Here is a 24,278-nt window from a genome sequence, read left to right as displayed (position 1 = left end):
GCTGATCGACCGGGCCCGGTGGTCCTACCTCTTCTTCCTTCCTCGCGGGCAGGTATGAGGGGCCAGGCGGTCCCGGGAGACGGCGTGATGGGCCGACCTAGGGTCGCGTGCGACCGCCGATGATGTCACCCTCGTGATCGTGCTGACCACCATCGTTTTCGACGCCGACGAAACACTGATCGACCTTCGCCCGGCGGTGACGGGCGGGCTTGTGGCCGTACTCGAAGCGATGCGACGGCTGACCCCGGCGGCCGTCGACGTGTCGCTAAACGACCTGGAGTCGGACTGGACGGCGGTCTTCGGTGAGTCAACGGCTCTGCCGGTCACGGAGATCCGCCGGGCGGCGCTGGCACGTTCCCTGTCCCGGGCTGGGCTCGACGCGCACCTCGATGACATCGCGTCCCTATTCTTCGCCCGGCGATTCGCGCTCACTCGGCCGTTCTCGGACGTCCTGCCGGCGTTGGCCGTGCTGCGTCAGCGGTGGACGCTGGGGTTCGCTACCAACGGCAACAGCCTCGCAGAGCGGTGCGGCCTCGCCGGAGAGTTCGCGTTCGAGCTGTACGCGCACGAGAACGGACTGCCCAAGAAACCGGCAGCCGAGTTCTACGCGGCGGTGGTCGAGGCGGCGGGTGTTTCGGCATCGCGGGTGCTGTATGTGGGGGACTCACTCGACCACGATGTAGTGGCCGCCCAACGGGCTGGGCTGCGCGCGGTGTGGCTCAACCGCCTGGGGTTGCCCTGCCCGGCCGAAGTGTTCCCGGACGGGCAGGTGTCCACGGCGGCGGAGCTGCCAGGCCTTCTCGCGGACATGGCTGGCGAGTTCTCGGCTGATCATTCCCGAGTTCCATGAAGTCGGGGTGTCCTGCTCGCGCGGATACCCCGACTTCCTTGAAGACGATTCGATCTCGACGGGGGCTGGCGGATCATCGGACGTGGCGGGTGGCGGGTGGTGGGTGGACGGAAGGCCGGTCGGTTGGATGGTTCGGTGAATGGGACTGATCAGCGCCGCCAGCCTCGGGCGATCAGCGCGGCTCGGACCTCGCGCAGCACATTCGGGAAGTCGTTGTGCATTCGCCGGCTCGTCACGTGGAGCACGAGCCACCCAGCGGCGACCAACTGGTTGAGCCGCTTCCGGTCGGTGTGCAGCCGATCCGGATCGGAGTGCCAGTGGCCGTCGTACTCGATCGCGACCCGGAACCGCGGCCAGGCGAGGTCGGGGTGGAGGACCAGGCCGGTGGGCAGGCGTACCGGATGTTGTGCCACCGGCCGGGGCAGACCGGCCAGCACCAGCCGGACGCGTAGATGCGATTCCGGCGGCGACTGGGCGGCCGGATCGGCCAGGCCGAACACCCACCGCGCACGTTGCGCACCCGGTCGACCGACGTTCGCGTCGGCGATGGTGGTCAAAGCGCCCTGGTCGGTGAGCCCGCTGGCGAGCAGCGTGTCGACGATGCCCACCGCGCGGACTGGCTCCAGCCAGACCGCGGTCTCCCAGGCCGCCTGAGCGGAACTGGTACGCGGCAGAACGACTGGGGAGGGCCTGGTGCGAGCCGAGCGGTGGTGGCCCGAGGGGAAGCCTGGGCCGGTGTCCGGCGCCTGTCGGTCGAGCGTCGCCATGGCTGCCCGCCCGGACCGCCCGATCGCGTCGAGTGCGAGGGGCCTCCGTCCCGAGGCTGCGCTTCCGGGACCCGGTGCCAGGTCGGCGCCGCCGATATGCAGACGGAGACCCCGCTGGGCACCGATCCGCGTCTGCGGTGGCACCAGCACGTGAACGTCGTCGGTGAAGGTCGCGGCGTGATCGACGCCGTGGAGGTATGCGGCCGACGGACCGGCGATCATGACGCCGGGAGGCAGGCGCAGCAGCGCTGCCCGGCAGGTCAGGGCATGGTCCCGATCGAGCCGCGCGTCGGCGTACACGTCGTGGCGCAGCCGGATCCAGGCCCCACTGCGGAGCTGATGCTCGGTGAGCAACCCCTGCCGGACCGCGGTGGAGCCGCGAAAGACCTGCCAGGTGAGAGCGTCGGGTCGATGCGGTTGAGGTGGCATGTCGACGAGCGTGCCGCCCACCCGCCGGCCATCGATACCCCTGTGGACAACAGCGACCGGCCGGCCAGGATCTCCCTGTGGACAACCTCCCGGCCGGCCGTCACGCGTGATACCGGCACTCGGTCGCCGGGACCCGCCGGGACCCGCCGGGACCTGCCGGGACCCTCCAGGGCCCGCCGGGACCTGCCGGGGCCCGCCGGGGTGGCTCGGGTGGTCGGGTGATCGGGGTCGCCGAGGTGGCTGGGGTGGTCGGGGTCGCCTCGGCGGGTCGCTTGGCTTGATCGACTCGGGGTCCATGAAGTCGGGGGATTGACCCGAGCCGGACACCCCGACTTCCTTGAACCCGAGTCGATCAAGCCGGCCTGGGTCGATCAAGCCAGCCGGGTCGATCGGGCCGCCCAAGACCATCGAGCCGGACAAGGGTGATCGAGCCGAGCCTGAGGCGGCTCGATCGGGGAGCGGCTCGGCCGTCAGCCGAGGGCCGTGGCGATCGCGGTGGCGGCCGTGCGTACCTGGCTGCCGACCATCTCGACGTCCAGCGGGGCGAGCGCGACCACGCCGACGCTCGCCTCCAGACCGGGCACGCCGAGCACCGGCGCGGCCACCCCGTACGCCCCGGCCTGCAACTCCCCGCTGCTGCTCACCGGGTCGGCGGAACCCGCCCGGCCTGCCAGGATCGCCCGGCCGGCGGCACCCCGGTCCAGCGGATGCCGCGCCCCCGTCCGGTACGCGACGTGGTACGACGTCCAACTCGGCTCGACCACCGCGAGGGCCACGCCCTCGCCGCCCTCGACGACGGTCAGGTGCGCGGTGGCGCCGGCCTGTTCGGCGAGCCGCCGCAGCGCGGGGAGCGCGCCCTCGGCGAGCAGCGGCTGCGCCCGCCGGGCCAGGTGCAGGACCCCCGCGCCCAGCCGCAGCCGGCCGGCCTCGTCGCGCCGCAGCATCCCGTGCCCGGTCAGCGGGCCGGCGAGCCGGTACACCGCGGCCCGGCCGATGCCCAGCCGGTTGGCGGCCTCGGTCACGGTCAACCCGTTCGGTGCCTCCGCCACCAGGTGCAGCAGGCGCAGACCCCGGTCCAGGGTCTGCGCCGACTCCCCGGCCCGCACGGACGTCTCGCCCACCATCGCCCCGCCGACGACCGGTCCCGGGTCGCGCGGGCTCGCGGTTCGGATGTCGGCAGCTCGTCGATGGCGTTCAGCGGCAGCAGCACGAACCGGTTCCTGGTCGCGCGGGCTCGCGGTTCGGATGTCGGGGGTGGTGGCGGGGGGTTCGGTGCGGCGGGCGCCGGGGGTCGGCGAGGGGCCGTCGTCCGGTTCGTCGCCGGTCGGGGTCCCGCTGGCGGTGGCCGCCGGGCCCGGGTCGCGCTGGCGTCCGGCCCGGCCGCCCGGCCGGAGGGCAGGGTCGTCGCCCCGCGTCGCTGGCGCTCCAGGCTTGTGCGCGGCCTGGCCCGCTGCGTCGTTGCCGAGCCGTGCCGCCGTGTCCATGACAGCGAGCGTACGACGAGCCACCGGGCGATCCGGAGATACGCGGACGGCTACCCTTGTACGGTGACGCTGCGCTTGTACGACACCGCCACCCGATCGGTCCGGGAGTTCGTTCCCCGCGAAGCCGGCAAGGTGGCCGTCTACCTGTGTGGTCTCACCCTCCAGGCGCCGCCGCACATCGGTCACCTTCGCTCCGGAGTGAACTACGACATCCTGCGCCGTTGGCTGACCGCCGAGGGTTACCAGGTCACGTTCGTCCGCAACCTGACCGACATCGACGACAAGATCCTCGTCAAGGCACAGGAGCAGGGGCGGCCGTTCTGGTCGATCGCCTACGCCAACGAGCAGATTCTGGCTGACGCGTACCGGCAGCTCAACGTGTTGCCGCCGACGTACGAGCCGCGGGCGACCGGGCACATCCCGGAGATGCACGAGCTGATCGGCAAGCTGATCGCCGACGGTCACGCCTACCCGGCGCTCGACGGCTCCGGCGACGTGTACTTCGATGTCATGTCCTGGCCGGAGTACGGGGTGCTGTCCAACCAGTCGCCCGACGACATGCAGTCGGCCGGCGACGCCCCCGACCGGGGCAAGCGCGACCCGCGTGACTTCGCCCTGTGGAAGGGCGCCAAGCCTGACGAGCCGGCGGACGCGTACTGGCCGTCGCCGTGGGGCCGGGGTCGCCCGGGCTGGCACATCGAGTGCTCGGCGATGTGCTGGCGCTACCTGGGGGCGGAGTTCGACATCCACGGCGGCGGGCTCGACCTGACCTTCCCGCACCACGAGAACGAGCTGGCCCAGTCGCGGTCCGCCGGCCTGCCCTTCGCCCGCTACTGGGTGCACCACGGCCTGCTCAGCATCGGCGGAGCGAAGATGGGCAAATCGCTCGGCAACACCCTTGACCTGGCGTACGTCCGGTCGCTCGGCGTACGTCCGGTGGAGCTGCGCTACTACTACGCGGCGGCGCACTACCGCTCCCGGATCGACTACTCCGAGGAGGCGCTCCGCGAGGCGGCCACCGCGTACCGGCGGATCGAGGGTTTCGTGCAGCGGGCTGCCGAGCGGGTCGGTCCCGGTCTGCTCGGCGAGTTGCCGGCCCCGTTCGTCGAGGCGATGGACGACGACCTGAACACTTCCGCCGCGCTGGCCGTGTTGCACGAGGTCGTCCGGGACGGCAACACCGCGTTGACGGGCGGTGACGATGTGACCGTCCGCACGGCGCTCGCCGCCACCCGCGCGATGCTGGATATCCTCGGCATCGACCCCCTCGACCCGGCGTGGAGCGCCGGCGGCCAGGCGGACGACCTGCGTGATGTGGTGGATTCCCTCGTGGCTCTGGCCCTGGAGCAGCGCGCGCAGGCTCGCGCCCGTAAGGACTGGGCCGCTGCGGACGCCGTACGTGACCAGCTCAAACAGGCCGGTGTGGTGGTCGAGGACACCCCCCAGGGCCCCCGTTGGACTATTGGAGAGCAGAAAATCTGATGGCTGGCAACTCCCAGCGTCGCGGTCGGCGGGTGACGCCCAAGGCGGGCGCCCCGAAGGGCTCCGGCGGCAAGAACCGGGACGCCCTCGCCGGCCGGGGGCGTACCCTGCCGGCCGACGAGCGGCCCTGGCACAAGGCGTACTCGGGCACCGAGAAGCTGCCCCAGCGCACCGCTTGGAAGCAGGAGAAGGAGCGGCGGTCCGCCGCCGAGGAGGGGCGTGCCCCCAAGATCGGTCAGCCCGGCAGCAAGGACACCACCTGGGGTAAGGGTGGCGGCCGGGGCGTTCCGGCGGGCGGCGGCGGTCGCGGTGCGGCCGGCCGTGGTGGCAAGCCGACCGGTCGGACCGGCCCGCGGGTCGCCCCCGGGCGCAAGTCCAACCCGTCGCGGGACGCGCCCGAGCTGCTGGTGGGTCGCAACCCGGTGGTGGAGTCGCTGCGTGCCGGCGTGCCGGCGACTGCGCTCTACACCGCCCAGGGCATCGACATCGATGACCGGATCAACGAGATCGTTCGGACGGCCGCCGACCGGGGCATCGCGATCCTCGAGGTGAGCCGGGCCGAGCTGGACCGGATGACCGGCGGGGTGCTGCACCAGGGGGTCGGCCTCCAGGTGCCGCCCTTCGCGTACCAGCCGTTCGAGGACATGTTGGCCGCTGCCGTGGAGCAGCCGGCGCCGCTGCTCGTCGCGCTGGACGGAGTCACCGACCCGCGCAACCTCGGCGCGGTGCTCCGCTCCGCCGCCGCGTTCGGCGCACAGGGTGTCTTCGTACCCGAGCGGCGGGCCGCCGGCATCACCGCGACCGCCTGGCGGACCAGCGCCGGTGCGGCGGCGCGTGTCCCGGTCGCCCAGGTGACCAACCTGACCCGGTCGCTGAAGGCGTGCCAGAGCGCGGGGTTCATGGTCGTGGGCCTGGACGCGGACGGCGAGACCGACCTGTACGACCTGGAAGCCGCCGTCGGACCGGTCGTCGTGGTGGTGGGCTCCGAGGGGCGCGGGTTGTCCCGGCTCGTCGGGGAGACCTGTGACCTGACTGTGCGTATTCCGATGGTCTCGGACGTGGAGTCGCTGAACGCGAGCGTCGCGGCCGCGGTCACCCTCGCCGAGGTGGCCCGGCGCCGTTCGGCCGCCGAGTGAGGTAGTTCCGAAGCCAGACGACGAAAGGGGCGGCCCGCCGATGGCGGGCCGCCCCTTTCGGGTCGTACGTCAGATCCGCTTGCCGGTGGCGGCGTTGAAGACGTGCGTACGGTCGGCGTTCGGCTTGACGAACACGGTGTCACCCATGTTCGGCATGTTGCGCCGGTCGGTCCGGACGACGAAACGCTCCGAGTTGCCGCCCAGCGCGGCGTGGCCGTAGACGTTGGCGTCGGAGCCCAGGTCCTCGACGAGCTCGACCACGATCGGCATGCCGCCCTCGGTCGGGCTGACCAGGTCGACGTCCTCCGGGCGGAAGCCGACGGTCACCTTGCCGTCGCCGCCCTCGGCCCGGGCCGCCTCGGCCTGCTCGCGGGTCAGCGGCACCAACAGCTCGGCGAACTCGGCGCCCTTCTCGGTCAGCGGCACCGTCTTGATGTTCATGGCCGGGGAGCCCATGAAACCGGCGACGAAGACGTTGGCCGGGGTGTCGTAGAGCGCCCGCGGGGTGTCCACCTGCTGGAGCTCGCCGTCGAGCAGCACCGCGACCCGGTGGCCCATGGTCATGGCCTCGACCTGGTCGTGGGTGACGTAGACGGTGGTGACGCCGAGCTTGGCCTGCAGCGACGCGATCTGGGTACGGGTCTGCACCCGCAGCTTCGCGTCGAGGTTCGACAGCGGCTCGTCCATCAGGAAGACCTGCGGCTCACGCACGATCGCGCGGCCCATGGCGACACGCTGGCGCTGACCACCGGAGAGCGCCTTCGGCTTGCGGCCCAGGTACTCCTCCAACTGGAGCAGACCGGCCGCCTCCTTGACCCGCCGGTCGATCTCCGACTTCGGGGTCTTGCGGAGCTTGAGGGCGAACGCCATGTTCTCGTACACCGTCATGTGCGGGTAGAGGGCGTAGTTCTGGAAGACCATCGCGATGTCGCGGGCCTTCGGGGGGAGGTGCGTGACGTCGCGCTGGTCGATGTAGATCGCACCCTGGTCCACGTCCTCCAGGCCGGCGAGCATCCGCAGGCTGGTGGACTTACCGCAACCGGAGGGGCCGACGAGGACGAGGAACTCACCGTCGCCGATCTCGAGGTCGAGCTGGTTGACGGCGGGACGCTCGGTGCCCGGGTAGATCCGGGACGCCTTGGCGTAGGTGACCGTAGCCATGGTCGTGCGCTTCCTTTCACCGGCAGGAACGTGCCGGACGATCCGAGTGAAGGAGCGACCGGCGCGTGTCGCGCCGGCCAACGGGGGCAGGGAACCGGTCGAGGGGCGGCCGATTATGACGTCCGTGTCATTGCACCGTAGACGCCTTTGCGGACGCCGCCAAGCGGCGAGCGATCTTCGGCACCCCACCCGGTGGGCATTCCGGTCAAGCGGGCACGGGCAGACATCAATCGCCGCCCCTTGGCGCTCCGATCGCTTCGGTCGCCGTCGGTTTGTTGACGTTTCCCGTGCTGGGAGGGCCTGCCGAGCGGGAAATCCGGACGTCAGTCGCTATGCTGGCCACGAAACCCAGCGCCCCTGTAGCTCAGCTGGCCAGAGCACTCGCCTTGTAAGCGAGATGTCGCCGGTTCGATCCCGGCCGGGGGCTCCAATTCCACCAGGCGAATCCCGTCGGGCGTCGCTGCGAGTCCGCGGGCTGAGAAGTAGATCCGACGTTGTCCGGCCCGCCTTCGAGTTCATCCGTCCGGCCGCGCCATTGGCGACCAGCGACGCGCGGAGCGCGCGGTTGTCCAGACCGGCGCGATCATGTGGGTCTCGATTCGCCGGAACGGCCCGCGGACGAGAGAGTGCTTGGTCCCGGCGTAGCGCCATCAGGCAGCGTTTACGCTGTGACAGCCGCCACCGCGACGTGCGGCTGTTGTCCAAACCTACAGCCCACGCGGTGGCTGCGCTGCGCTTGTCGGCTGCCAATCCACCCCCTACGGGCGGCTGCCGGACCAGGCGCGAGCGAACGCGATGCTGCGTCGGGCAGAAAGGCGGATCATGATCGCTACCTGTTGCCGGGCACTGCGCCATTTCGGGTCGAGTCGATGACCGCAGTCGCGTTTCTCAACATCGCCATGCACGGGCACATCAACCCGACGCTGCCGGTCGCGGCCGAGCTTGTTCGTCGCGGTCACCCCGTCACCTACCACAGCACGCCGGACTACGCCGACAAGATCGCGGGCACCGGCGCGCGAGTGCTTCTCTACGCCGGGCATGACGTACCGCTCTCCGGCCCGCCGACGCCGGTCACGCTGATGGAGCAGCTTGTGCGCACGGCGGTGCGCGTGCTGCCCGCAGTCCTCAGCGATTTGCGCGACACCCGGCCCGATGTGATCGTGCACGACTCGCTGTGCCCGTGGGGCCCGGTGGCCGCCCGGGAACTCGACGTGCCGGCCGCGTCGTCGTTCACCACGTTCGCGTTCAACCGGCACGTGCCCAGCCCCACCCGCGGCTCCTGGCGGATGCTCGCCGCGGCGGCGACCCTGCCTCGCAACGCGGCGGGGTACCTGAGGTCACGCTGGAAGCTGGGACGCCGCTACGACACGCGTACGCTTCCGTTGATCGACCTGGCGAACATCCGTCAGCCGCTCAACCTGGTCTACACCTCGCGGGAGTTCCACCCCGAGGCCGACAGCTTCGACCAGTCCTACCGGTTCGTCGGACCGAGCGTCGGCGCCCGCTCGGCCGGTTCGCCCTTCCCGATCGATCAGCTGCGGGACCCGGTGGTGTACGTCTCGATGGGAACGGTGTTCGAAGTGGGCCCGCGCCTGCTGGGCAGCCTCGCCACCGCGCTCGCCCCACTCGCTGGCAGCGTGATCATCTCCACCGGACACACCGACCCCGCCGCGCTCGGTGCGCTGCCGGACAACGTGATCGCCCGCCGCTCGGTACCGCAGCCGGACGTGCTGGCCCGCGCGGCGCTGTTCGTCACCCACGGCGGGGTGAACAGTGTCAACGAGGCCATGTACGCGGGCGTCCCGATGCTGGTGGTCCCGCAGGGGGCGGACCAGTCGTTGGTGGCTTCTCGAGTCGTGGACCTGGGCGCCGGCCTCTCGATCCGTACTGAGGACGTCGAAGTGGAGGTGGCGCGCGACCTCGCCCAGCGCCTGCTCGACGAGCCCCGGTTCCGGGCCGCCGCGAGTACTCTCCAGGTCGCCCAGCGTCAGGCGGGGGGCTACTCGCGAGCCGCCGACGAACTCGAGCGCTACGTGCAGCACGCCGGGCGAGCCAATCGGCCGGGGCCCGCCGGTCAGCCGACGGAAGGCTGATAGATGTCCCCGGTCGTCGTGATCCTGCTGTTGTTCGGCGGGTTGTCCGAGGCCGCCGGGCGTCTCCTGCCCGTGGTGGCGCGACTGTCCGGCGCGTCGCGCGCCAGGGTGGTCGGGTTGATGCTGGCCGGTGCCGTCGTCGACGGCGCGGTGTTCGCGCTCTGGCCGGTGTCCGCCTGGACCCTCGCCGAGTTCGCGCTGTCCACGTCGGCGTCCGACGACGGCGCGTTGGCCTGGACACCTGGCCTGGCCGCCCCGCTGCTGCTCGCCGCGATCCTCGCGTTCCCGCTGCTCGGCCCGCTGCTGCATCTAGTGCTCATGGTGGGAGTGGGAGCAGGCCTCGCCACCGCGCTCGCCAGGCTGCCCGGCCTCGGCTGGTGGGATGCCGCGGGCTGCGTGGCCCTCGCGGGCTTTGCGCTCGGCGTCGCCGTCGAGGGCGTCCGGCGCCTGGTCGTGCGGCTCAACACGAGAAGAGCACCGGAGCCACTTACATGACCGAGTTTGCACTCCTGCTGCTGCTCGGCGGGATCGGACCGGTCCTGCTCGCCGAGGCTCTGCTCGCCCGCTACGAGGTGCTGGCCTATGCCGCGGGATGGCGTACTCCCACCAGTGAGCTTCCCGCGGGTATGCCCCCTGCCCGGGGCGCGGACCCGGACCGTCCCCCGGGTGCCTATCTGGTCTATCTGGACGGCATCGGGAAGCGCCGCTTCCACGACACCCGCGACGGTGGCCGACTCGTCAAGTCCCTGATCGCGGAAGCGCCGGAGCTCAGGGTGCTGGGCCAGGTGCAGCCCTACTCTCCGCTAGCCAATCCGCTCGCCAACCGGCCGGTCTGGAAATGGCTGCGCCGGCGCGTCGGGCTGCTGCTGTTCCTGCACAACGTGATGCAGATATTCGTCGCCGCCGACCGCCGGTACCGTCCCCTGTACAACCGCGCCGTCGGCTCGCAGATCGCCGCTCAGCTTCGGCTCGCCGGCTACCAGCCGGACAGTGGTGTCCCCGTGGTGCTGCTCTCCTACAGCGGCGGCGCCCAGGTCGCCACCGGGGCGGTGAACGAACTGTGGTCGCAGCTGCGCGCCCCGCTCTGGTTGATCACTCTCGGTGGGTTCCACAACGGCGCGAACGACATCGCCAACGCTGAGCACCTTTCCCAGCTCACCAGTGCCGGCGACTGGATCGAGCGAGTCGGCACCTGGATGTTCCCGCAGCGGTGGCGGCTGTTCCGCTGGAGTGGATGGAACCGGGCCGCACGTAAGGGAAAGATCACGGTGCACCGGCTCGACCCGGCCACTCACGTCGGCCCGCTCAGCTACATCAGCCCGGGGGCGCGGCTGGCCGATGGCCGCAGTCACCTCGACCGGACCGTCGACACCGTGGTCGGGCTGATCCGGGAGCGCCTCGGCGCGGCTCCGAAACCCGAGAGCCCGCAGCCTTGAACAGCCTGACCACGCCGTACGGCACGGGCGGCGACGAGATCAGTCGGTAGGGCCGGCACTGCCGCCGCTGGTCGGCGCAGCGATGACCGGCCGGGACTGTCGGCCGTGATCGCGGCCCACGAGGGCGGCTCGTGTGGTGATGACCGTGCCCGCGAGGAGATCCACAGGGGTACGGCGATCGTGGCGGATACGGGCCACGACGCCGAGCAGCAGTATGACCGCCGCGACGATGTTGGTGTGCTCGATGCCGACGAGGACGACCGCCGGCAACCACCAGCCGACGAATCGGCGTACCACGTTGGCGGGTCCGGTCACGGCGGCCGACCCGCCGTTGGCACCGGCCCGGGCCGGTGCCAGCGCGAAGATCACCTGGCCGAGGGTTGCCCGGTCCCGGCGGAGCAGGGGCACGACGAGCGTGGTGGCCAGGGCGACGGCCACGATGGCGATCAGGTCGACGAGCGTCCGGTAGCGGTGCGCCAGAGGCTCGGCGAGCAGGGTCAGTGCGCCCCCGACGGCGGAGCCCGCGATTCCGACGAGCGCCAGGTCGCTGACCATCGCCAGGCCGCGGCGCAGCAGTCGCGGGGCGGCGAGGTCGTCGACGTGATCGGGTACAGCGGCCGGTAGGGCCCGACCGACCGTGACCGCGATCAGCCAACCGGCCACGGCACCGAGCGTGTTGGTCATCAGATCGTCCACATCGGCGACCCGGTAGGGGCAGGGGTAGAGGTCGAACACCGCCGTGCCCTGGGTGACCTCGATCAGCAGGGATCCGCCGAGTCCGAGCAGGGCCGTGACCAGCAGGCCGCGCCGGAACCGGTAGCGAAGCAGGAACCCCAGCGGGGCGAAGAGGACCACGTTCAGCGCGACCTGTGCGAATTCGGTGCTGGTGACCGTGGTCACGAGGTCGCCGTGTCCGGCGCGCAGCGCATCGGCGACCGACGCGAGCGGCCGCAGCTGGAAGTGGTCCCCGACGCAGGTCGCGGCGCTCCTCGGTGGCAGCGGGAACAGGGTGAACGCCAGCACGCCGCACGAATACAGCGCCGCCGCGCCGGCGATCACTGCCGACCAGCCGCGCAGTTGCCCGTAGTGGGCGTAGTGCCAACCGATCCACGGCAGGACCGCGACCGGCGCCAGCAGCGCGAACAGGACGAGCGTGATCAGTGACTCGGTGAGGTGCACGAGGGCTGCTTTCCGGCGGGAACGTCTGGCCCGGCAGGCGAGGCCGGTGGGCCGCTACGAGGGCTGTTCGGGGTGCGAAAAGGGGCGCGTACGCGGTTAACGGTAATTCCACCGAGTACGACGGCAGGACCGGCCCCGGAGCGGTCGATGCCTCCCGACGGTGACCGCGACGCCGATGAATGACGGCTGTCGCGTCGGGTACGTGAGCCTCGATGCGCGAAGGATCACGTCTGAGCCGTGCGTCCGGCCGGCCCACTCGTGCGGAACCGCCGCGGCTGATCCGAGTGAGGAAGGGAGGCCCGGGATGAAGGCCAGGATCCTGACGGGGTTGAAGAAGAAGGCGAAATCGATCATGAGGCGCCGCAGGGGCGGGGATACCGTGATCACCAAGTCGACCAGCGCTCGACGGCCCGGTAGGCGTTATCAGTGACAGCGCGACTGGCCGGTCGAGTCGGGGGCGCAGGGAGAGTCGAGGGCATAGGGATCTGACATCCGATTCGGGTCCGGGCGGCGCGGCGGGTCGGGCCGCCGTCGCGGCCCGACCCGTACCCGTGCCGGGTGTCAGTCCGCGCTCGACCGGGCCCAGAGGTTGATGCCGGACTCGGTCGCGTACTGGTCGATCTCGGCCAGCTCCTCGGCGGTGAACGTGGTGTTCTCCAGCGCCGCCACGTTCGCCTCCAGCTGGGCGACGCTGCTCGCGCCGAGCACCGTGGAGGTCATCCGCGGGTCGCGCAGCGTCCAGGCGATCGCCAGCTGCGCGAGGCTCTGCCCGCGCCGGGCGGCGATGCCGTTCAGTGCCCGGATCTTGCCCAGGTTCTCGTCGGTGAGCCACTCCGGGAACAGCGAGGTCTGCGCGCTGGCCCGGGAATCCGCGGGCACTCCCTGCAGGTAGCGGTCGGTCAGCATGCCCTGGGCCAGCGGCGAGAAGCCGATGCAGCCCACCCCGTCGCGCTCCAGCACGTCGAGCAGCTCGTCCTCGATCCACCGGTTCAACATCGAGTACGACGGCTGGTGGATGAGCAGGGGAGTTCCGAGGTCGCGGAGGATCGCGGCGGCCTCGGCCGTACGGGCCGGCGAGTACGAGGAGATGCCGACGTAGAGCGCCTTGCCGGCGCGTACCGCCGCGTCCAGCGCGCCCATGGTCTCTTCCAGCGGCGTCTCCGGGTCGAAGCGGTGCGAGTAGAAGATGTCGACGTAGTCCAGCCCCATCCGCTGAAGTGACTGGTCCAGCGACGCGGTCAGGTACTTGCGGGATCCCCACTCGCCGTACGGGCCGGGCCACATGTCGTAGCCGGCCTTCGTCGAGATGATCAGCTCGTCCCGGTACGGCCGGAAGTCGGTGGCCAGGATGCGACCGAAGTTCTCCTCGGCCGACCCGAACGGCGGGCCGTAGTTGTTGGCGAGGTCGAAGTGGGTGATGCCCAGGTCGAAGGCGCGGCGGAGGATAGCCCGCTGGGTCTCCAGCGGCCGGTTACCGCCGAAGTTGTGCCACAGGCCGAGCGAGACGGCGGGCAGCTTGAGGCCACTGCGGCCGGTCCGGCGGTACTCCATGGTGTCGTACCGGTCGGGCTCGGCGACGTAGCTGGTGTTCACGGCACTCCTGTGGTTCATTGGCGGGCGGTGGCGGCAGTTCCCACCGCCCGATCTCGTGGTCAGGTCGGGCCGCTCAAGCCTTCAGCGCCCCGGCCCCACCGTCCAACAGCAGAAAGCGCTCAGATTCAGCACCTAGACTGCTCAATCATGGAGTTGCGGCACCTGGAGTACTTCGTGGCGGTCGCCGAGGAACGCCACTTCACCCGGGCGGCGGAGCGGATGCGCGTGGCGCAATCCGGATTATCCGCCTCGATTCGGGCGTTGGAGCGGGATCTGGATGCCGAACTCTTCGTCCGCAGTACCCGCCGGGTCGAGCTGACGGATGCCGGGCGGGCCCTGCTCGCCGAGGCGCACCGGACCCTGGCCAGCGCCGCAGCGGCACGTAACGCCGTGGCCGCCGTACGCGGACTGCTGCGGGGCAGCCTCGCCGTCGGCACCGAGCAGTGCCTCGGCGTCATCGACCTGCCGCCGCTGCTCGCGTCGTTCCGCCGGGCGCACCCCGGAGTGGAGATCCGGCTGCGCTACGCCGGCTCCGGACACGTCGCCGAACAGATCCGGCTCGGTCGGCTCGACGTGGGCTTCGTGGCCCTCCCCGGCCCGGCACCGGACGGCGTACGGCTGTTGCCGCTCGCCGCCGAGGAGATGGTCCTGCTCTGCCACCCCGCACACCGGCTCGCCGAGCGGGACAGCGTCGACGTGGCGGCGCTGCTCGACGAGGACTTCGTCGACTTCAGCGCCGACTGGGGCGCGCGGCGGGTCAACGACCAGACGTTCGCCCAGTCGCGGGCCGAGAGGCGGATTTCGGTCGAGGTCAACGACGTGCACACCCTGCTGGACTTCGTACACCAGGGCCTCGGTGTGGCGCTGGTGCCGGCGCCGGTGACCCGCAAACCGCACGCCAAGGGACTGCACGTGGCCGCGCTCGCCGCGGCGGACGCCCCGACCTGGCAGGTGTCGGTCGCGGTTCCGGCGTCCGCGCCGCCGGGCCCGGCCAGCGCCGAACTGCTCCGGATGGCACTGCCGGAACGGGCCGCGAGCACACCGGTCCCGGCGTGCTGAGCAGTCCCCGGACGGCCGTGTCGGCCCGGCCGAGCGGCCGTTGGGGCCTGGTCACGGCGTCGGTAGCCTCACCGTGAGCGTGGGAGGAGAGCGGTGAGCCGAGCGGTCGAGGAGTCGAACCGGGCGATGCTGCGCGCCCGGGACGCGATGGACCGGTCGTACGCCGACCCGCTGGACATCCCGGCGCTGGCCCGCATCGCCCACGTGTCCGAGGCGCACTTCATCCGCACGTTCCGGTCCACCTTCGGCGAGACCCCGCACCGCTACCTACAGCGCCGACGGGTCGAGCGGGCGATGTACCTGCTCGTGCAGACCGGGCAGGACGTCACCGAGATCTGCTACCAGGTCGGCTTCTCCAGCCTCGGCACGTTCAGTCGCACGTTCCGGCAGATCGTCGGCGAATCCCCCTCGGAATACCGGAGCCGCCGAGTGCCGGTCGACGTGCCGAGCTGCTTCGTCAAGGCTTGGACCAGACCCAGCAGTTTTGGATAAGCAGCGGGACAGGGCGGCCCTCTAGCGTCATGGGCATGACTTTGAATGCGCTGACCCGCTCCCAGATCTACGTCCTCGACCAGGACCAGGCGCTCGACTTCTACGTCGGCAAGCTCGGTCTCGAGGTGCACACCGACGTCGACCTCGGCTTCATGCGCTGGCTCACGGTCAACGTCCCCGGCGACAAGGGCCGGGAGATCCTGCTGGAGAAGCCCGGCCCGCCGGCGCTCGACCCGGCGACCGCAGAGCAGGTTCGCGAGCTGCTGACCAAGGGCGCCATGGGCGGCTGGCTCTCCATCACCACCGACGACGCGCACAAGACGTACGAGACGCTCGTCGCCAAGGGGGTCGACATCACGGACGAGCCGACCGAGAAGTCGTACGGGATCGACTTCGGCATCCGCGACCCGTTCGGCAACAAGATCCGCATCGGCCAGATGCGCCAGCAGGGCTGAGGGGGCGGGACGGTGACCGAGGTGACGGCAGTTCCCTCCGCCCGACCGACCGAGGCCTTCGGTCGGGACCGGCTCCTGCTGGCTGGTGGCGTGCTGGCAGGCCCGATCTTCGTCGGCTCCGCGCTGGTCCAGAGCTTCACCCGGGACGGCTTCGACTTCCGCCGGCACGCGGTGAGCGTGCTGAGCACGGGCGAGCTGGGCTGGATCCAGATCCTCACCTTCCTGGTCACCGGCCTGCTCACCATCGGCGCCGCGCGGACGCTGCCGCGGCTCTCGGCTGGCGGCCCGGTCTGGATCCCGCGGCTGCTCACCCTCTACGGCGTCGGGCTGGCGGGTGCCGGCATCTTCAGCGCCGACCCGGGCGACGGCTTCCCCGCCGGCACTCCGCGGGGGTCGGGGCAGATCAGCTGGCATGGCGGGCTGCACTTCCTCGCGGCGGCGGTCGCCTTCGTCTCGCTGATCGTCGCCACCGTGCTGCTGGCCCGGCGGTCGGCGCGCTCGGGTGACCGCCTCGACGCCGCAGCCCACCTGATCGTCGGCACCTACTTCGGGGTCGCCTGGCTCGCGATGATCGTGGCGCCGGGTCAGGTGACCATGGTCGGCTTCGGGCTCGCCGTGGCCGTCGGTTGGGCCTGGGTGACGGTGGTCCTCGCGCGGGTCGGCCGGAGCTGACACCGGCATGGACGGGCAGTCGCCCGGCAGGCATCCCTCGTGGTGGCTGCCGGGCAGGCGCCGTTAAGGTCACCTGCGGGGCGAGGAGGGTGACGGTGGCGGACGCGGAACTCGTCGTCGAGGTGGCCGGGCCGGTGGCGACGGTGGTCATCCACAATCCGGCCCGGCGCAACGCGATGACGCCGGACATGTGGCGGCAACTCCCGCCGATCCTCGACCGCTTGGAGGCCGACCCCGCCGTCCGCGCGTTGGTGCTCACCGGCGCCGGTGACGCCTTCTGCGCCGGTGCCGATCTGGGCGACCTGGACGAACTGCTGGCGGCCGGCGACGGAAGCATCGCGGTGGCCGCCGAGGAACGGCTCGCGGACTTCGCCAAACCGACGATCGCGGCGGTACGCGGCGCGTGCGTCGGCGGCGGCTGCCAGCTCGCCGTCGCCTGTGACCTGCGGATCGCCGCGGTCGGCGCCCGGTTCGGCGTGCCGCCGGCCCGGCTCGGTCTGGTCTACCCGGCACCCACCACGCGGCGACTCACCCGCCTGGTCGGCCCGTCCGCCGCCAAGTTCCTGCTCTTCACCGCCGAGCTGATCGAGGCCGAGCGGGCCCTGCGGATCGGCCTGGCCGACGAGGTGGTGCCCGCGACGACGCTCGCCGCCCGGGTGGATGAGATCACCACGGCGATCGCCGAGCGCTCGCCGATCAGCGTCGCCGCGGCGAAGGAGATCGTCGACGATCGCGCCGGGCCGGCCCGGATCGCCTGGTGGCACCGGAAGGTCGCGGAGAGCGGCGAGGCCCGGGAGGGGATCGCGGCCGTTCGCGAGCGCCGTACCCCCCGCTTCGCCTGGACGCCGCCCGACTGAACTCGAGGGCGCGTGAGGCCGGCGGGCGCCGCGCCGGGAGCGTCCCTCCGGCGCGGCCCCCGGTTCCCGCCGGCCGGTCCGCTCACCGCCCGGCCAGCGCCGCCCAACTCGGTACGAGCGCCTCCCGGCGCAGCGGCATGCCCGCCTCGGCCGGCGTGCGGTCGCCCTTGAGCTGGTTGCACGGGTAGCAGGCGGCGGTCGTGTTGCGCCAGGTGTTCCGGCCGCCGCGCGAGCGGGGCAGGATGTGGTCGACGGTGTCGGCCGGCCCGCCGCAGTAGCCGCAGCAGCGGCCGTCCCGCCGTAACACCCCGGCCCGCGACCAGGCGGGCCCGCCGGTGAACCGCCAGCGGGTCACCACGTACCGGACCAGTCGGACCACCCGGGGCATCGGAAAGACCCCGATCACCTGGTCCGGCTCGGCCTCGTGGATCTCGGCGACCCGGCGGCAGAGCATCCGGATGGCGTGCTGGATGGTGACCCGGTGCAGCGGGCCGAGGTCGGCGTTGACGACGAGGACGGCATTCACCGGAATCTCCCTCCACAGTGACGGACGAACAGGGCCGGACAGCGAACGAGCCGCCCGGTCCGGAGGCGGGACGGGCGGCTCGACGGGTGCGGGTGCGCGTCAGTCGGGCCGGTCGTGTCCGGGGCCTTCGGCTCGGCAACCGTCGCTGAGCAGCCACGACGGCACGGTGGTGACGTGCGGCATCGACATGGACGGCTCCCGGAGCGGCGGTTGACCTTGCGCGCTCACGGTAGGTCCGCCCGGTCGGCCACGGCAACGGATTTCGATCGGACGGTGGCGGCCACGGGCGGAGACCGGGCCGGTTTCAGATTCGCCTGGCGAGCAGCCCGTGCGGTCGGACGGAGTAGACCGGTTCGGCCGCTGCGCGCTCCGCGCGCAGGATGTGGTTGGCCGCGATGATGCCCGTCGCCGCCGCGCGTTCCATCAACGCGCTCGGGAACTCCGTGGCGATGCCGTCGCCGGCGAGGTAGACGCCGTCGGCGTCGGTGCGTACCCCCGGTCGGGCGTGACTGCCGGGGGCGAAGGCCGGCGCCCGTGCCTGCACCCGGGCGCGCAGCTCGCGGGCCGACAGGTCGGCGACCTCCGGCCACAGCGTCGCCAGCTCGCCGCGCATCCGTTCGGCCAGCGCCGTGGCGGGCACGTCCGGTTCGCAGGCGTACGCGTGCAGCTCGAGCACGCTGCCGCCGGTGCGCTCGGCCCAGCGCCGGGGCTCCCGCTCCAACCGGTGGTAGAGCGTCACCGAGTCCAGGGTGGACTGCCGGGAGACGCCGTTGAAGACCGCCCGGTCGGGGCGTACGTCCCCGTCGAACCAGTAGCGGGCCACCGCGTAGGGCGGGCCGGGCACCCCGAACCGGGGCATGGCGGCCACCAGCCGTGGCGCGTGCGTCGCCAGTGCGGGGGAGGCGCCGACCAGCTCGGCGAGCGCGGGCGGATCGACGGCGAGTACGACGTGCGTTGCCTCGTGCCCGACACCGCCGCCGGTCAGCACCCGCCAGCCCGCACCGGTGGGGTGCAGCGCGGTGGCCGCCGTACCGGTCAGCACCCGCCCGCCGTGCCGTTCCAGGTGCCGGGCCAGCGGCGTCCAGATCGCCGCCGTGTAGTCCTCGTCCGGTGCGTCGAACGCCAACCCCTCCCCGTTGCCCAGGAGGTAGAAGTGGAACTGGGCGACCAGTTCGGCGGCCGACATCTCCGACTCGTGGTTGAAGAACGAGTGCGCGAAGACCTCGAAGAGCATCGCGCGGGCCCGGTCCGGCAGCCGCAGCGAGTCGAGCAGTTCCTCGGCGGTGGTGTCGTCCAGTTCGGCGTACGTGCGCACCGGGTGGTAGCTGAGCAGCGGCAGGGCGGCGTTCCGGTCCATGCGCCGCAGGTCGGGCAGGCGGATGCTGGGACTGCGGGCCAGCAACGCGAGCAGGTTCAGCGGTGGTACGGCGGGCAGGTCGCCGAATTCCTCGGTCGGCCACCGCTCGGCGAGGATCGGGTAACCGGGCACCGGTCGCAGGAAGCCCAGCTCCGGATCGATCCGGCGGAGGATCGAGCGCCAGTTGTAGTACTGCCGGAAGAACGCGTGGAATCCGTGCTCCACCTGCTGCACACCGTCGGCGAGCCGCTCAGGCCAGGCCGCCAACCGGCCGCCGAGAGTCGCCGAGGATTCCAGCACCGTCACCCGTACCCCGCGCTCGGCGAGCACCACCGCCGCCGACATGCCGGCGATCCCGCCCCCCACCACGACCGCGGCCACCGGGTGCGGCACCCGGGGAGCACCGTCGCCGCCGGGGTCGACGACGTGCCGCCGCACGCCGAGGAGCCGGCCGGTCAGCCGCGACAGCACCACCGGGGCACCTCCTCGCGTTCGGGGACGAGACGCCGTGCGTCAGGAAGGGACGTCTCCCTGCCCCCCGACGGTGCGGCAGCGGCGCTCCCGGTCCGAGTCGGGCCAGACGTACTCGAGGTCGGGTGGGACGTCACCGAAGATGGGGCGGTAGTGCTCCGGGTCCTTGCGTACGAGCGACGAACGGTGGCTCAGGTGCAGATCCTCCCGGCCCAGCCAGGGCGGCAGCTCACCGGCGGCGGCCAACTCCTCCTGGCCCCGGACGATTTCGATACCGCAGGCGGCGGTGAGATCCCGGGCCATCGTCACGGCACAGGTGTCGGCCCTTCCCGGCTCGACCCAGACCGCACACATGTCCAGCCCGTACCGGGTCAGCGCCTCCTCGTACCCCGCCCACATCTTCACCGCGGGGTGGTTGCGCCAGCCGTACGTCGGCCAGGTCAGCCCGCGCAGCACCTGGATCGTCTCCACCCGCTGCTTCCCCAGCCGCTTCTGGTCCAGCGTCCGGGCGCTGGCCAGGAAGTCCGGATACGGGAGGAAGGTCTGCATGCCGCTGCTCTACCCGCCGGTCCGGGGCCCCATGCCTGGCCGGGGCGAACCGGAAGGTCTCGCCCAGCGTGGTCGTCCTTACTACGATTCCGGCATGGGGGAGCCGTGGCGGGACCGGGCACGTCGGGCGGTCGAGTGGAACTGGCGGCGCCCAGCCGGTGATCCCCGGCCGCACTACGTCATCTGCGGGCGCGACTCACTGGCCTACTACGTGGCTGAGGCCCTGCTGGCGAGCGACGTGCCCGCGGGCGGCGCGCGGGTGACCGTGATCGTGCCGGAGCGGCACCGGTCCAACGGGGCCGATGTGGCGACGCTGAAGGGCGTGCGGGTGTTCCGTTCCGACCGGCTCGATGAGGCGACCTTCCGGGCCGCCAATCTGCCCGGGGCGGCCGGCCTCGCCCTGCTGGACCAGGACGACGTGGGCAACCTGCATGCCGCGCTCTGCGCCCAGGCGGTCGACAAGAACGTCCGGCAGGTGCTGCGGATGTTCAACGGCACCCTCGCCGACGGTGTCCGTACCCTACTCAAGGCCCCGGTCGAGGTGCTCTCCGACGCCGAGATGGCCGCGCCGGCGTTCGTCGCGGCGGCGCTCGGCGAGGTCGACCCGACGCACTTCCAGCACCGGGGCCGGACGCTGCGGGTGGCCCGCCGAGCCGACGTCCGGGAGCAGGATGTGGTCTGCGCCCTGGCCGACCTGCGCGACCCGCAGCGGGTGGTGCTGCTGCCCGCCGACCAGTCCGCCGCCGATCTGGTGCTTGCCGAGGCGACCGGGCAGCCGCCCGGCACCGAGGTCGCCGCCCGACGGCTGGTCCGGGCCCGGCGCCGGCCGGTCGCGGTGTTCATGCGGGCGGTACGCGGCTTCGCCACCCGCAAGATCGGCATCGCGATGATGCTCGTGCTCGCGGTCGTCGCCATCCTCGGCGCGCTGATCGCCCAGACCGAGGACCACATCTCGCCCGCGGAGGCGCTGTACGTCACCCTGGTGACCACGCTCAGCGGCGCCGACCCGGACCCGAACAAATCGGGGGGCGCCCAGGTGATGCAGGTCGTGCTGAACTTCGCCGGGCTGGCGCTGATCCCGCTGATCACCGCCGTCGTGGTGGACGGGATCGTCAACGCCCGGCTGGCCCTGCACACCGGCCGGCTCCAGCCGCACCGCGCCGGTCACGTGGTGGTGGTCGGCCTCGGCAACGTCGGCACCCGGGTGATGGCCCAACTACGTGAGTACGACGTCGAGGTCGTCGCCATCGACAAGGATCCGGAGCCGCGCGGCGGCGGCCTGGCCCGCCAGTTGGAGGTGCCACTGATCGTCGGTGACGCCGCCCGGCCGGAAACGCTGGAAGCCGCCTCGGTCGCTGCCTGTCAGGCGTTGGTGATCGTGTCGACCGACGACGTGGCCAACCTGGAGGCGGCGCTCGCCGCCCGTGACACGCGGGCCGACCTGCGGGTGGTGCTGCGGCTGTTCGAGAACGACTTCGCCGAGCGGGTCGAGGAGGCGTTCGGCCTGGGTGTCTCCCGGTCGGTCTCCTACCTGGCCGCGCCCGCGTTCACCGGCGCGCTGACCGAGCGGGCGGTCATCGCCACCATTCCGGTCGGGCGGCACGCGTTGCCCGTCGCCGAGGTGCCCGTCGCCGCCGGCTCGGAGCTCGACGGGCGGCCGCTCGGCGCGGTCTTCCGGGAGGGGCAGGTGCGGGTGATCGCACGTACCCCGGCCGGTGGCGGGCGGACGATCTGGTGGAAGGACCTCGATCCCCGGCAGGTGATCTTCGCGGGCGACCGGTTGACCGTGGTCGCCCGCCGCGCCGGGCTGGAGTGGCTCACCCGCCAGTGCGCCCCGCCGGCACCGCCGGAGCGGGACGTACCCGCCTCCCGGTCGGGCACGCCGCTGCGCGGCACTCCGCCGCCGTCCGGTGTGTCCGATGTCCCGCCGGCCTTCGGGGTGGCCGCCCTGCCGGAACAGGCGACCGGCGAACGCCCGGCAACCCCGGCCAGCGGCAACGGCGGACTCCCGACCGCGCCCACTCGGGACGACGACACCCCCGGTCCGCACCCCGCCGCCCGCCCCCACTGAACCCGCGCCCGACCCGCGCGGCCGGTGAGTCGCCGTCGGCGACTCCCGATCAACGTGTCGGCAGGAAGCGGCGGAGCGCGTACCAGGCGGCACCGACGGCGAGGACGCCGAAGCCAGCGACGACGCTGGTCAGCGGCAGGTTGACGGCGAGCAGCAGGCAGCCGGCCAGCCCCAGCACGGCGAGCGCCTGGACCGGCAGCCTGCGGCCCGGGTCGCGGCCGAGCGTGAGCGCCGCCGCATTGGTGATCGCGTAGTAGACCAGCACCGTGCAGCTGGAGAAGCCGATGGCCTGGCGGACGTCACCGAGCAGCACCACCACGATCACCACCGCGGCGACCGCCAACTCGGCCCGGTGCGGCACCCGGTACCGGGCGTGTACGGCCGCCAGCGCCCCCGGCACGTCCCGGCGGCGGGCCATCGCCAGCAGGGTGCGGCCCACCCCGGCGAGCAGGGAGAGCAGCACGCCGGTGACCGCGACGGTGGCCCCGGCCCGGACCACCCAGGCGAGCCCCGGTAGGCCGGCCGCCGTCACCACGTCGGCCAGGGGCGCGACGGACCCGGCCAGCCGGTCGGCGCCGAGCACGCCGAGCGCGACGACGGCGAGCACCAGGTACGTCGCCAGCACCACGCCGAGCGCGAGCGGTACGGCCCGGGGGATGGTTCGCTCCGGGTCGCGGACCTCCTCTCCGAGCGTGGCGATCCGGGCGTACCCGGCGAAGGCGAAGAAGAGCAGGCCGGCTGCGGTGAGCACCCCCCGACCGGAACCGCCGGGCCCGGCCAGCCGGGCCAACTCGACCGGCCCGCCGATCACGCCGGTGACCGCGACCAGTGCCAGCACGGCGAGCACCAGCGCGACCAGCGCCTTGGTCACGGCCGCGGTCTTGCCGATGCCACGCAGGTTCACCGTGGTCACCGCGAGCACCGCGGCGACCGCGACCAGCCGGGCCTGCCCCGGCCAGAGGTAGGCCCCGATGGTCAGCGCCATCGCCGCGCAACTCGCTGTCTTGCCGACCACGAAGCCCCAGCCGGCGACGAACCCGGCGAACGGCCCGAGCCGCTCCCGCCCGTAGACGTACGTGCCGCCGGACTCCGGGTAGCGGGCGGCCAGCCGGGCGGAGCTGGTCGCGTTGCAGAAGGCGATGAAGCCGGCCAGCACCAGGGCGGGCAGCAGCCCGGCGCCACCGGCTGCTGCCGCTGCCGGGCCGAAGACCACGAAGACGCCGGCGCCGAGCATCGACCCGAGGCCGATGAGCACCGCGTCGGGTACGCCCAGCCGGCGTTCCAGTCCAGTCACGGCGGGCCAGGCTACGGACCGGAGGTGAACAACCGGGTGCGCCCCGACCAGGGCACCCGTGCGGGCAGCGGTACGTCGTCCCACGGCACCCGGTGCACCAGCCGGTCCAGGAAGAGCCCGAGCAGCAGCCCGGCCACCGAGTCGGTGAGCCAGTGCCAGCCCAGGTAGGTGGTGGTGCAGAGCACGATCAGCGGCGGGAGGACCCGGATCGCGAGGACGAGCCGGGGCGGGACGGTGCGCCCGTAGGTGCGCAGCAGCGGGGCGAGCAGCAGCGCGAGCACGCCGTACCAGACGATCGCGTTGGCCACGTGCCCGGACGGGTACGACTGGGCGAAGCGCAGGGGCAGATTCTCCTGGAACAGCGGCAGGGTCTGCTCGGGCGACAGGAAGGGCTCCTTGATGCTGGCGCTCGGCGCCGGCCGGGCCGTCCAGACCTTCAGCGGCCCGATGGTGAACGTGGTGAGCACGAACCCGACGACCGGCGGCAGGATCGGCCGGAGCGAGCGGACCCGGATCGCGACCAGCACCCCGAGCCCGGCCGCGATCAGGGTCAGCGGGGTGCCCTGGCCGAGCAGGTTCAGGGTCCGGGCCAGCCAGTACGCCGCCGTCGGGCGGTGCGTCTCCGCCCAGTCCGCCACCGCCCGGTCGAGGCCGAAGAGGTGGTGAGTGGTGAGCGCCACGGTCAGGCCGGCCAGGGCGGCGAGCAGCAGTGCGTCGTACCACCAACCGGCAGGCCGCACCGGCCGCAGTCGCACCGGTTCGCGTACCCCTGCGGTGTTGCGCATCCGACCAAGCTACCGGGCGGCGCTGTGGGCCCAGCCACGATGGGGAGCGTTGTGCGGGTGGACGGGTCACACTTGTGCCC

22 protein-coding genes and 1 tRNA gene are annotated in these 24,278 nt (G+C 72.2%); 13 read left to right on the top strand and 10 right to left on the bottom strand.

Annotated elements, in window-relative coordinates:
- The first annotated feature begins 139 nt into the window (after positions 1–139).
- Complete coding sequence (locus tag AB0F98_RS22495; RefSeq protein WP_357738262.1) at positions 140–850, top strand: HAD family hydrolase; 711 nt, start codon at positions 140–142, stop codon at positions 848–850.
- Positions 851–999: 149 nt separating this feature from the next.
- On the opposite strand, the gene AB0F98_RS22490 is transcribed toward AB0F98_RS22495, so the two are convergent.
- Positions 1,000–2,046: a hypothetical protein gene (locus tag AB0F98_RS22490; RefSeq protein ID WP_357738260.1), complete on the bottom strand. Its 1,047-nt coding sequence runs from the start codon at positions 2,044–2,046 to the stop codon at positions 1,000–1,002.
- 470 nt (positions 2,047–2,516) lie between these two features.
- The gene (locus AB0F98_RS22485; protein WP_357738426.1) at positions 2,517–3,170 is read right to left on the bottom strand and encodes a helix-turn-helix domain-containing protein; all 654 of its coding nucleotides are present in this window, start codon (positions 3,168–3,170) and stop codon (positions 2,517–2,519) included.
- A gap of 423 nt (positions 3,171–3,593) precedes the next feature.
- Between AB0F98_RS22485 and cysS the strand changes: the two genes are divergently transcribed.
- Positions 3,594–5,012, top strand: coding sequence for a cysteine--tRNA ligase (cysS, locus tag AB0F98_RS22480; protein WP_357738258.1), 1,419 nt, complete (start codon positions 3,594–3,596; stop codon positions 5,010–5,012).
- The gene (gene rlmB, locus AB0F98_RS22475) at positions 5,012–6,148 is read left to right on the top strand and encodes a 23S rRNA (guanosine(2251)-2'-O)-methyltransferase RlmB (protein ID WP_357738256.1); all 1,137 of its coding nucleotides are present in this window, start codon (positions 5,012–5,014) and stop codon (positions 6,146–6,148) included. Before cysS ends, rlmB begins: the two co-directional genes overlap by 1 nt.
- 69 nt (positions 6,149–6,217) lie before the next feature.
- Here the strand turns inward: rlmB and ugpC are convergent, their stop codons facing one another.
- Entirely contained in the window at positions 6,218–7,309 is a 1,092-nt protein-coding gene (gene ugpC, locus AB0F98_RS22470; protein WP_357738254.1) for a sn-glycerol-3-phosphate ABC transporter ATP-binding protein UgpC, read from the bottom strand.
- Between the two features lie 353 nt (positions 7,310–7,662).
- On the opposite strand from ugpC, the gene AB0F98_RS22465 reads away from it, so the two are divergent.
- The 4 genes from AB0F98_RS22465 (at position 7,663) to AB0F98_RS22450 (ending at position 10,838) form a co-directional block, all read left to right on the top strand.
- A tRNA-Thr gene (locus AB0F98_RS22465) sits at positions 7,663–7,739 on the top strand.
- 439 nt (positions 7,740–8,178) lie between these two features.
- Entirely contained in the window at positions 8,179–9,402 is a 1,224-nt protein-coding gene (locus AB0F98_RS22460) for a macrolide family glycosyltransferase (RefSeq protein ID WP_357738252.1), read from the top strand.
- Positions 9,403–9,405: 3 nt separating this feature from the next.
- Entirely contained in the window at positions 9,406–9,897 is a 492-nt protein-coding gene (locus tag AB0F98_RS22455; protein WP_357738250.1) for a hypothetical protein, read from the top strand.
- The gene (locus AB0F98_RS22450; RefSeq protein WP_357738248.1) at positions 9,894–10,838 is read left to right on the top strand and encodes a hypothetical protein; all 945 of its coding nucleotides are present in this window, start codon (positions 9,894–9,896) and stop codon (positions 10,836–10,838) included. Before AB0F98_RS22455 ends, AB0F98_RS22450 begins: the two co-directional genes overlap by 4 nt.
- A 39-nt stretch (positions 10,839–10,877) precedes the next feature.
- On the opposite strand, the gene AB0F98_RS22445 is transcribed toward AB0F98_RS22450, so the two are convergent.
- Positions 10,878–12,017, bottom strand: coding sequence for a VanZ family protein (locus AB0F98_RS22445; RefSeq protein ID WP_357738246.1), 1,140 nt, complete (start codon positions 12,015–12,017; stop codon positions 10,878–10,880).
- Between the two features lie 561 nt (positions 12,018–12,578).
- A complete protein-coding gene (gene mgrA / locus AB0F98_RS22440; RefSeq protein WP_357738244.1) occupies positions 12,579–13,610 on the bottom strand; it encodes an L-glyceraldehyde 3-phosphate reductase in 1,032 nt (343 codons plus the stop codon).
- Between the two features lie 147 nt (positions 13,611–13,757).
- Here mgrA and AB0F98_RS22435 point away from each other — a divergent pair, with 147 nt between their 5' ends.
- From AB0F98_RS22435 to AB0F98_RS22415, 5 genes are all read left to right on the top strand, one after another.
- A complete protein-coding gene (locus tag AB0F98_RS22435; RefSeq protein ID WP_357738242.1) occupies positions 13,758–14,669 on the top strand; it encodes a LysR family transcriptional regulator in 912 nt (303 codons plus the stop codon).
- A gap of 93 nt (positions 14,670–14,762) precedes the next feature.
- Positions 14,763–15,161: an AraC family transcriptional regulator gene (locus AB0F98_RS22430; protein ID WP_357738240.1), complete on the top strand. Its 399-nt coding sequence runs from the start codon at positions 14,763–14,765 to the stop codon at positions 15,159–15,161.
- A 35-nt stretch (positions 15,162–15,196) separates the two neighbouring features.
- Positions 15,197–15,616, top strand: a complete 420-nt coding sequence (locus AB0F98_RS22425; protein WP_357738238.1) for a VOC family protein — start codon at positions 15,197–15,199, stop codon at positions 15,614–15,616.
- 21 nt (positions 15,617–15,637) lie between these two features.
- Positions 15,638–16,288 (top strand): DUF998 domain-containing protein, encoded by a 651-nt coding sequence (locus AB0F98_RS22420; protein ID WP_357738236.1) that lies wholly within the window; start codon positions 15,638–15,640, stop codon positions 16,286–16,288.
- Positions 16,289–16,377: 89 nt separating this feature from the next.
- Positions 16,378–17,145 (top strand): enoyl-CoA hydratase/isomerase family protein, encoded by a 768-nt coding sequence (locus AB0F98_RS22415; RefSeq protein ID WP_357738234.1) that lies wholly within the window; start codon positions 16,378–16,380, stop codon positions 17,143–17,145.
- 82 nt (positions 17,146–17,227) lie between these two features.
- Here AB0F98_RS22415 and AB0F98_RS22410 read toward each other — a convergent pair whose 3' ends face one another.
- From AB0F98_RS22410 to AB0F98_RS22400, 3 genes are all read right to left on the bottom strand, one after another.
- Positions 17,228–17,671, bottom strand: coding sequence for an HNH endonuclease (locus AB0F98_RS22410; RefSeq protein ID WP_357738232.1), 444 nt, complete (start codon positions 17,669–17,671; stop codon positions 17,228–17,230).
- 304 nt (positions 17,672–17,975) lie between these two features.
- Entirely contained in the window at positions 17,976–19,502 is a 1,527-nt protein-coding gene (locus tag AB0F98_RS22405) for an FAD-dependent oxidoreductase (protein WP_357738230.1), read from the bottom strand.
- A gap of 39 nt (positions 19,503–19,541) precedes the next feature.
- A complete protein-coding gene (locus AB0F98_RS22400) occupies positions 19,542–20,048 on the bottom strand; it encodes an MSMEG_6728 family protein (RefSeq protein ID WP_357738228.1) in 507 nt (168 codons plus the stop codon).
- Positions 20,049–20,142: 94 nt separating this feature from the next.
- On the opposite strand from AB0F98_RS22400, the gene AB0F98_RS22395 reads away from it, so the two are divergent.
- Entirely contained in the window at positions 20,143–22,119 is a 1,977-nt protein-coding gene (locus AB0F98_RS22395; RefSeq protein WP_357738226.1) for an NAD-binding protein, read from the top strand.
- 49 nt (positions 22,120–22,168) lie between these two features.
- Here AB0F98_RS22395 and AB0F98_RS22390 read toward each other — a convergent pair whose 3' ends face one another.
- Positions 22,169–23,413: an APC family permease gene (locus AB0F98_RS22390; protein WP_357738225.1), complete on the bottom strand. Its 1,245-nt coding sequence runs from the start codon at positions 23,411–23,413 to the stop codon at positions 22,169–22,171.
- Positions 23,414–23,424: 11 nt separating this feature from the next.
- Positions 23,425–24,198, bottom strand: coding sequence for a phosphatase PAP2 family protein (locus AB0F98_RS22385; protein ID WP_357738224.1), 774 nt, complete (start codon positions 24,196–24,198; stop codon positions 23,425–23,427).
- Positions 24,199–24,278 lie beyond the last annotated feature (80 nt).

This window comes from Micromonospora sp. NPDC023737 (assembly GCF_040639715.1).
Lineage (GTDB): Bacteria > Actinomycetota > Actinomycetes > Mycobacteriales > Micromonosporaceae > Micromonospora.
The sequence above is the reverse complement of the archived record's forward strand: the minus strand, read 5'-3'. Positions and strand labels throughout refer to the sequence as shown.